Origin of the sequence: Neorhizobium sp. SHOUNA12A (assembly GCF_023006505.1) — a bacterium.
In the GTDB taxonomy this organism is placed as follows: domain Bacteria; phylum Pseudomonadota; class Alphaproteobacteria; order Rhizobiales; family Rhizobiaceae; genus Neorhizobium.
On record NZ_JALBGV010000053.1, the window covers coordinates 34778 to 43056 of the forward strand.

12 protein-coding genes are annotated in these 8279 nt (G+C 62.7%); 8 read left to right on the forward strand and 4 right to left on the reverse strand.

The features are described from left to right. Positions 1-39: 39 nt before the first annotated feature. Together MOV63_RS21430 and MOV63_RS21435 are read left to right on the forward strand one after the other, a co-directional pair. Positions 40-342: an addiction module antidote protein gene (locus tag MOV63_RS21430; RefSeq protein WP_038544253.1), complete on the forward strand. Its 303-nt coding sequence runs from the start codon at positions 40-42 to the stop codon at positions 340-342. 158 nt (positions 343-500) lie between these two features. Continuing rightward, a complete protein-coding gene (locus tag MOV63_RS21435; protein ID WP_247036636.1) occupies positions 501-929 on the forward strand; it encodes a hypothetical protein in 429 nt (142 codons plus the stop codon). Between the two features lie 9 nt (positions 930-938). Here MOV63_RS21435 and MOV63_RS21440 read toward each other — a convergent pair whose 3' ends face one another. Continuing rightward, entirely contained in the window at positions 939-1196 is a 258-nt protein-coding gene (locus tag MOV63_RS21440; protein WP_037076370.1) for a hypothetical protein, read from the reverse strand. A 175-nt stretch (positions 1197-1371) separates the two neighbouring features. Here MOV63_RS21440 and hemF point away from each other — a divergent pair, with 175 nt between their 5' ends. From hemF to MOV63_RS21455, 3 genes are all read left to right on the forward strand, one after another. Continuing rightward, positions 1372-2286, forward strand: coding sequence for an oxygen-dependent coproporphyrinogen oxidase (gene hemF, locus MOV63_RS21445; protein ID WP_247036640.1), 915 nt, complete (start codon positions 1372-1374; stop codon positions 2284-2286). Positions 2287-2413: 127 nt separating this feature from the next. Further along, complete coding sequence (locus MOV63_RS21450) at positions 2414-2680, forward strand: hypothetical protein (RefSeq protein ID WP_247036642.1); 267 nt, start codon at positions 2414-2416, stop codon at positions 2678-2680. Positions 2681-2784: 104 nt separating this feature from the next. Then, positions 2785-2976, forward strand: coding sequence for a DUF1059 domain-containing protein (locus tag MOV63_RS21455; protein WP_037076377.1), 192 nt, complete (start codon positions 2785-2787; stop codon positions 2974-2976). A 90-nt stretch (positions 2977-3066) separates the two neighbouring features. On the opposite strand, the gene MOV63_RS21460 is transcribed toward MOV63_RS21455, so the two are convergent. From MOV63_RS21460 to MOV63_RS21470, 3 genes are read right to left on the reverse strand one after another with little or no spacing between them, the layout of a single operon-like run. Further along, positions 3067-4329 carry a CCA tRNA nucleotidyltransferase gene (locus tag MOV63_RS21460; RefSeq protein ID WP_247036644.1) on the reverse strand — a complete coding sequence of 421 codons (1263 nt, stop codon included), beginning with the start codon at positions 4327-4329 and terminating at the stop codon, positions 3067-3069. After that, positions 4326-4961: a CoA pyrophosphatase gene (locus MOV63_RS21465; protein ID WP_247036646.1), complete on the reverse strand. Its 636-nt coding sequence runs from the start codon at positions 4959-4961 to the stop codon at positions 4326-4328. Before MOV63_RS21465 ends, MOV63_RS21460 begins: the two co-directional genes overlap by 4 nt. After that, positions 4958-5581 (reverse strand): DUF1285 domain-containing protein, encoded by a 624-nt coding sequence (locus tag MOV63_RS21470; RefSeq protein ID WP_247036648.1) that lies wholly within the window; start codon positions 5579-5581, stop codon positions 4958-4960. The genes MOV63_RS21465 and MOV63_RS21470 overlap by 4 nt, the downstream gene beginning before the upstream one ends. A gap of 250 nt (positions 5582-5831) precedes the next feature. Here MOV63_RS21470 and MOV63_RS21475 point away from each other — a divergent pair, with 250 nt between their 5' ends. The 3 genes from MOV63_RS21475 to MOV63_RS21485 form a co-directional block, all read left to right on the forward strand. Then, positions 5832-6845, forward strand: coding sequence for a MoxR family ATPase (locus MOV63_RS21475; RefSeq protein ID WP_046601347.1), 1014 nt, complete (start codon positions 5832-5834; stop codon positions 6843-6845). A gap of 25 nt (positions 6846-6870) precedes the next feature. Beyond that, a complete protein-coding gene (locus MOV63_RS21480) occupies positions 6871-7794 on the forward strand; it encodes a DUF58 domain-containing protein (RefSeq protein WP_247036650.1) in 924 nt (307 codons plus the stop codon). Continuing rightward, the coding region (locus MOV63_RS21485; RefSeq protein WP_247036652.1) for a BatA domain-containing protein at positions 7791-8279 on the forward strand (489 nt) is incomplete at its 3' end. The genes MOV63_RS21480 and MOV63_RS21485, both read left to right, overlap by 4 nt.

Here is an 8279-nt window from a genome sequence, read left to right on the forward strand (position 1 = left end):
CCCTGCTGAACAACGCCTCCGGAAATGGAAGGACGACCGATGGCTTTGGAAACGCATCCGTTCGACATCGCTGAACATTTGGATACCGAAGAGGGCATCGAAGAGTTCATGAAGGCAGCATTCGAAGAGGGCGACGCCGCCTTCATCGCGAGATCTCTCGGCATCGTCGCGCGGGCGCGGGGCATGACCAAACTCGCCCGCGATGTCGGAGTGAACCGAAAGGCGCTCTATACTGCCCTGAGCGGCGAAGGAAATCCGGAATTCGCGACGATCCTGAAGGTGATGAAAGCCCTCGGCCTCGAACTCACCCCGGTTCTCGTCAAGGCGGAGGATGCCGCCTAAGCGCTATCGGCATCTGACGGATGGTCCGCCTCCCCCCGTTTAGCATCTTTTGAAAAACACATGTCAAACCGATCGAAGCCCATGGGCCAAACATCGGGGATCGCATATGTTTCCGCAATCGAGCTTCTTCTTCCCAGCCCAAGCCATCAAGGACCGAGATGCGCAATCTGCTTTGCTACAAGATGACCGTTGCCGCTCTTGCCCTGATGGCTTTGTCCGTCCGCGCCCAGGAGGCCGAGCATTATACCGCGGTCAGCAAGACGGCGATGAGCGTCACCGGCGATGTCTGGCTGGACGATTTCAGCATCACCTTCGAGAACGAAGAATCCCTCGAATTCTCCGACCTCGTTGCCGATAATTTTCGGGTGGATGGCAGGCGTGTGCCGGCATCGGTCTATCGCGTCGCGAAACCGGCCGATCCGGAACTTGAAAACGGCAACCAGCTCTGCGGATCGGGGGACGTCACCTATGTCGCCAACTGGGCATCCGGCAAGGGAATGTCGGCGATTGCCGTATTTACGGGGCGAAATCCACCGAAGAGCAGCGCCGAAATGTGCGCGCTCTACACCTACGAAGATCCGCAATAATGGATCGGATCAATCCGCAGTCGGCAGCCGTCGCATCGTGAATTCGATCTGGTCGCCTTCGAGCTGGCGCCAGCTTTCCACTTCGGTCCAATAGGCGGCCTTCGGAAATTCGTGAAACCACTCGCGCGCCTTTTCGCGCGCTTCTTCGCGTGAGAGCTGAAATGTCTGCCGCACGAACATGCCCTGGCGCTCACCGGCTTTTTCCTGCCGGTGGCGGTCGATCCTGCGTTTCAGCCCGTCGAGCGGCGGGGGTGTGAACTTTGCCATGAAAGCCTCTGATCAGCACCTGTTTATGCGGTAAAGATAGTGCCGGGCGACACGCTTTACGAGTCTCATTTTCCACCCGCGACAATCGATGGAATGGTTCGCGAAAGCCAGAAATGCTAATTCCCGATCGGAAAAATGCGAGTCGCGCCAAGGGGATGGCGAGAGGAATAGAGATATGGAACGGCCGGTACTGCCCAAGGGGCTGCCCGAGGACATCGAAGACAAGAAGGTGGCTGCGAGGACCTGGTTCGAGAGCCTGCGCGACACGATCTGCGCCTCGCTGGAAGGCCTCGAGGCCGAGCTGACCGGCCCCCTCTCCGATCAGGAGCCCGGCCGCTTCAAACCCAAGGACTGGCTGCGCGATGGTGGCGCGGGCGGCGGCGGACGAATGTCGATGATGGAAGGCCGCGTCTTCGAGAAGGTCGGCGTCCACACCTCGACCGTCCACGGCGAGTTTTCCGCCGATTTCCGCAGCCAGATGCCGGGTGCCGAGGAAGACCCGCGCTTCTGGGCGTCGGGCATTTCGCTGATCGCCCATCCGGTCAATCCCAACGTGCCGACCGTGCACATGAATACCCGCATGGTGGTGACGTCGAGCCAGTGGTTCGGCGGCGGCGCGGATCTCACCCCGGTCCTCGACCGGCGCCGCACCCAGGACGATCCGGACACCACCCTCTTCCACCGGGTCATGGAAATCACCTGCAAGCGCCATGAGGCGGTCGCCGACTACGATCACTACAAGGCCTGGTGCGACGACTATTTTTTCCTGAAGCATCGCAATGAACCGCGCGGCGTCGGCGGCATTTTCTTCGACTGGCTGCATCCGGTCGCGGAAAAAGGCGGCTGGGATGCGGATTTCGCGTTTGTGCAGGATGTCGGACGCGCCTTCAACCTCGTCTATCCGCGGATCGTCAGGGCCAACTTCAACAAGCCCTGGACGGAACATGATCGCGACGAACAGCTGATCCGTCGCGGCCGCTATGTCGAGTTCAACCTGCTCTACGACCGTGGCACTATTTTCGGGTTGAAGACCGGCGGCAATGTCGAGTCCATCCTCTCGTCACTGCCTCCGGTTGTAAGGTGGCCTTAGATCGAGAACCACAAAGTTAACGATATCCGGTATAAACCGGCCCTAATATCTCATCCTTAACAAATGCGATATCGGAATCAGTGCGATGGTGGTAGCGTCCCTTTGGTTGTACCGGAGGAGGATCGCCATGATGGCACCGAATAGCATGCCCATGCCGGAAGCGTCTAAGGACAGGGACTCCCGTTCCCTTGATACCGCTGAAATGATCGACCGCCTCGCGACGGAAATGCGCGCGAGAACTGGCGGAGAACTCCCCCATTCCTTTTATGTGGACCAGGTAAGGCGCCAGCTTGCCGGCAAGTCGGTTGCCATGTCGGCCGCCAACACCGAGACGGCGCGGGAAAAGGGTAAGGAAGAGGCTTCCGTTTTCCACGCCTGGGCGTTTTCCGAATAGGCATCGGGAACAGCGTCGTCGCTTTCGAGTTATCGGGATTGGGGCCGGCGGATATGAGGAGCTGTCCGCCCGCCTCCAGTCCGACGACAATAGGAGGAAGTATCATGCGACTGTTCGAATGCGGTACGCTCGTCCCCGGTTGCCAATGGCATACCCGGGCCGATGAAGACGCCGAAGTGGTTCGCCGCGCCGTGGAACATCTTCGCACTGTCCATGGCGAAGAGATCATCCGCGAAAACATGGTCGAGAACATCAAGGCACGCATTCGCGACGAAAACGGAGCGGCGGCGGCCTGACGCCCGGCGCGACCGAAGTCGGTCATCCGCATCAGAGTGGCTGTATCTGATTTCGAAACACCCGATGTCAGAGCGGCGATACGCTTGATGTCAGAGTGATCTGCGGATCATATCCTCCAGCCGGGCGGTCAGCGCCGCCCGGTCGGGAGCGAAATTGCGCTCGACCCAGAAATCTTCCAATTCCTTCAGGATTTCGCCGACCCGTTTTCCGGCCGGCACGCCGGCTGCGACGATATCGGCACCACTGAGCGGAAAGACCGGCTTCTCGTAGTCCTCAGCCCTCTTCAGCAAGACCGACAGCCGCGCGGATCTGCGCATCGCCGCCGGATCGCCTTCGGCCGCAGTTCGCGCCGACGCCAGGGCCAGCCTCAGCCGGATGACCAGCCCCTCCGCACCATGGCGGTAGAGCAGCCGGTCAAACCCGACATCCGTCACTTCGTCCGGCAGCACCGGCGCATTTGCCCAGGCCGCAAGCTTGGCAGCCTCTGCATTCGACATCTTCAGCCGCTTCGCGAGCGCATCCAGCCTCTCGGCATCCGGCGGCACGATCGCCGCCAGCCGCAGGATCGGATCGGCCGTCCAGCCGAGCGACTTCTCGGCCGCCACGAGGCCGTGGATGCCGTCGATACCCCACTTTTCCGTCTCCGGCAGGATTTCGGTGAGCACGCCCGCCTGCCGCATCCACAGCAACGCGCGGGAAGGATCGGCAGCCGACAGCAGCTTCTTGGTTTCCGCCCAGATGCGTTCGGCCGACAGCGTCGAAAGCTTGTCCTTGGCGCGGGCGCAGGCCCTCAGGCCATCCGCATCCGGCCGGCCGGAACCGTAATGGGCGAAGAAGCGGAAGAAGCGCAGGATGCGCAAATAGTCCTCGGCAATCCGCTCGGCCGCATCTCCGATGAAGCGGACGGTGCGCGTCTCGATATCCGGTAGACCGTTGACAAGGTCGATCACCTCGCCTTGAGCGTCCGCATAAAGTGCGTTGATCGTCAGGTCCCGTCGTTCGGCATCCGTCTGCCAATCGGTGCCGAAGGCGACCTTGGCCCGCCGACCGTCGGTCTCGACGTCGCGGCGCAACGTGGTGACCTCGAACCCGTGGCCTCCGATGACCAGCGTCACCGTGCCGTGCTCGAAACCGGTCGGCACGGCCTTGATACCGGCCGTCACCGCCCGCTCGACCACCTTTTCCGGTAAAAGCGTGGTGGCGACGTCGACATCGGCGACGGGAAGCCCCATCAGTGCATTACGCACCGCGCCGCCCGCCACCCGCGCCTCACCGCCGTCGGCATTGAGCAGGGTCAGGATGCGCTGCAGCGCCGGGTCCCGGAACCAGGCCTCGTCGGCTACACTCGTCATGCATAAAGCCTTTCGTAGAGCGTGCGCAGGATGCCCGCGGTAATGCCCCAGATGTTTCGTTCCTCGTAGGGCATCACATAGAAATGCCGTTCCTTGCCGTCCCATTCCCTGCTGCCGCGCTGGTGGTTGGCCGCGTTCATCAGGAAGGACAGCGGCACCTCGAAGACGTCGTCCACCTCGGCCGGATTGGGCGTGATCTCGAAGCCGCGCCTGACTACCGAGAGCACCGGCGTGATCCGAAAACCGGTCGCGGCATAATAGGTCGGCAGTCGCGACAGCGTTTCGACGAAGGAACGGTCGAGGCCGATTTCCTCTTCCGCCTCGCGCAACGCCGCCTGTTCCGGCGAGCGGTCCTCCGGATCGATCCCGCCGCCCGGAAAGGCGATCTGGCCGGAATGCTTACGCATCGTCGATGTCCGCTGCGTCAGGATCACCTTGGCTTCGTCGCCGTCGTCGACGACGGGCACCAGCACGGCGGCATCCTTGAGCTTCAGCCCCGCGGCGAGATCGACGAGCGTCGGATTGAGCAGGTGGTCGCCATGGTCGCGCCAGGCGTGGTCGACCGGCCCGCCATTCTGGTTCAGTGCCCGGCGGCGAAAGTCGCCGGCCGAAAAAAGGGGAAAGTCACTCATTGCGATAAGGCGTCCAATTCGGCCTCGGGCATCATGGGAAACACCTCCGTTCCGGAGCGGACGGAGAACATCGGCACTCCGTCTATCACGATCGCCTCGCCGAGTTCCACGAGATCGTACATGACAGCACGGGAGACCAGTGCCTCCAACCGGCCGCGCACCAGGAGATAGGGTTTCAGCTCGCGGTTTTCGCCCGAAATCTCGAAGCGCAAGGGATGTTCTGGCCCCGCCTCCACCACATCACCGACATTTGTCCTGAACGTGAGCACCTGTTGGCCTTCACGCTGCGTCATCTGCATCTCGACCGCAAGGAAGGGAGCGTCGGCGACACGGATGCCGACCTTTTCCACAGGTGTTACGAGATAGGTCCGATCGTCCTCATCCTTGCGCAGCACCGTCGAAAACAGCCTCACGAGCGGTGCCCGGCCGATCGGGGTGCCCATATAGAACCACGTGCCGTCGGCACGGATTTCCATGTCGATATCACCGCAAAAGGGCGGATTCCACCGCTCGACAGGCGGTAAACCACGCTTTCCGTCGCCGCTCTGCTCGGAAGCACGCGAGATCAGCGCCGCAAGCCCTGCGGCATCGGGTGCCGAATTTATCGTTTGCGCTGCCATCTTTCAGTCCCGGTTCGACCGTAAGCATCCACCAAAGCAATTGTTCCTCACGAGATAGTCATTCAATACGTGCTTGTCAGCCATATTTCGGGGAATAAGTTTGATCGGATAAGCCGGATGCTGCGACGCAGCGATTCGCCGCCGGGATATCAATGAGCCCGGCCTGGAAAAGCCAGCCGGTTTCTAAGTGCCAGCAGGTTCTGGATGCCAGCCAGTTTGGATGCCGCCAGTTTGGATGATGGAGAGCGACATGGGCCTGATGAATTCCACCGATACCGTCCTCGATGAGAAAGCCATCATCGCCTCCGCGGAAATGGCCCTTTCCGACATCGCCGCCATTCGCGCCGAAGTCGCGAAAGTGATCTTCGGTCAGGAAAAGGTGGTCGAGAACACGCTTCTGGCGGTCCTGTCCGGCGGCCATGCACTGCTGGTCGGCGTCCCCGGCCTCGCCAAGACCAAGCTCGTCACCACGCTCGGCACCGTGCTCGGCCTCGGCGGCAACCGCATCCAGTTCACGCCCGACCTGATGCCTTCGGATATTCTCGGCTCGGAAGTCATGGATACCGACGATACCGGCCGCCGCTCCTTTCGCTTCATCAAGGGGCCGGTGTTCGCTCAGCTGCTGATGGCCGACGAAATCAACCGCGCCTCGCCGCGCACCCAGTCGGCACTGCTACAGTCCATGCAGGAATACCACATCACGGTGGCCGGCCAGCGCTACGATCTGCCCGCTCCCTTCCACGTGCTCGCGACCCAGAACCCGCTGGAGCAGGAAGGCACCTATCCGTTGCCGGAAGCGCAGCTCGACCGCTTCCTGCTGCAGGTGGACGTGCTTTATCCGGAACTTGCCGCCGAGCGGCAGATCCTGCTCGAAACCACCGGCCTTTCGGAAGCCAAAGCGCGCGGCGTCATCGATGCTGCCCGGCTCCAGGAAATCCAGATGCTGATCCGCCAGATGCCGGTCAGCGACAAGGTGGTCGATGCGATCCTGTCGCTGGTGCGCTCTGCCCGCCCCGGCCACGGCAATGCCCATACCGACAAGCACGTCGCCTGGGGTCCCGGCCCGCGCGCCGGCCAGTCGCTGATGCTGACGGCCCGCGCCCGCGCCCTTTACGAAGGCCGTCTGGCCCCGTCGCTCGACGACGTTTACGCGCTTGCCGAACCGGTGCTTGAACACCGCATGGCGCTGACGTTTGCGGCCCGCGCCGAAGGCATGTCGGTGCGCGACGTCATCGCCGGCCTGGTGAAGCAGGCCCGCGGCTAAGTCCGCCGGCTAGAAAGGATAATGCGTGGCTTCCACCATTGGCCAGATCGTAGAGCAGACACCGAGTAGCGAACTCCTCTCTCGAGCCCAGGCCCGCGCGACGCTTGTGCCGGATTGCATGGTGGAAGCAAAGCGCATCGCCAACACGGTGATCGCCGGTTGGCATGGTCGCCGCAAGCGCGGCGTCGGCGAAAATTTCTGGCAGTTCCGGCCCTATGCCGAGGGTGAAAGCCTGTCTCGCATCGATTGGCGCCGCTCCGCCCGCGACGACCATACCTATGTCCGCGAGCGCGAATGGGAAGCCGCCCACACCGTCTGGCTCTGGGCCGACATGTCGCCGTCGATGATGTACAAGTCGACGCTTGCCATCGCTTCCAAGGAAAGCCGGGCGCTGGTGCTGATGCTGGCGCTGGCCGAAATCCTTGCCCGGTCTGGCGAGCGCATCGGCTGCCCGGGCATCATGGAGCCGGTATCGGCCCGCAACGCCGCCGAGCGGCTCGCCGCCTCAATCATGCACGCGCCGCTGACCACCGGCTTGCCGGAAACCGCGATGATCCGCGGCCATAGCGACATCGTGCTGATCGGCGATTTCCTCGACGACGCCGATCGGGTCATGGAGCGCATCGCCCCGCTCGGCCGCCGCGGCCTGCGCGGCCACGTGGTCGAGATCGCCGATCCAGCGGAGGAAACTTTTCCCTATACCGGCCGCACGGAGTTTACCGATCCCGAGACCGGCGAAAAGCTCGTCTCCGGCCGCGCCGAAATGATCCGCGAGGATTATCAGCGCGCCTATTTCGCCCGTCGCGATGCACTCGGTGAATCGCTGCGCCGTCTCGGCTGGAGCTTCGTTTTCCACCGGACCGACCACCTGGCCTCCGAGGCGCTGGTTGCCGTGCATGGTTATCTTTCCGGCATGCCGTCACCGAAACCGGTCGGAGACAGGTCATGAGCGCGCTGATTTTCGCCAATCCCGCCATTCTCTTCGGCCTGATCGCGCTGCCGGTCATCTGGTGGCTGCTGCGGCTCACCCCGCCGCGCCCGAAGGCGGAAATCTTTCCGCCGCTCCGGATACTTGCGACGGTCCTGAAGCGCGAGGAAACGCCCTCGAAAAGCCCCTGGTGGCTGACGCTGCTGCGCATGCTTCTCGCCGCCGCCGTGATCCTGGCGATCGCCGATCCGGTGATGAACCCGCGCGCCAATTCTCTGAATGCAGGGGGCCCGCTGGTGCTCGTCGTCGACAACGGCTGGGCGACCGCTGCCGACTGGGAACGCCGCGTCCAGACCGCCAACCTTTTGATCGACGACGCCGAAAGCGCCGACGTGCCGGTCTCGATCACCTTTACCGCCGATGCCAGCCATGAGGCGGTACCCGGGACCGCCGCCGCCGCCCGCGACAAGCTGACGGCCGCCAACCCCAAGCCGCTGGTTCCCGAT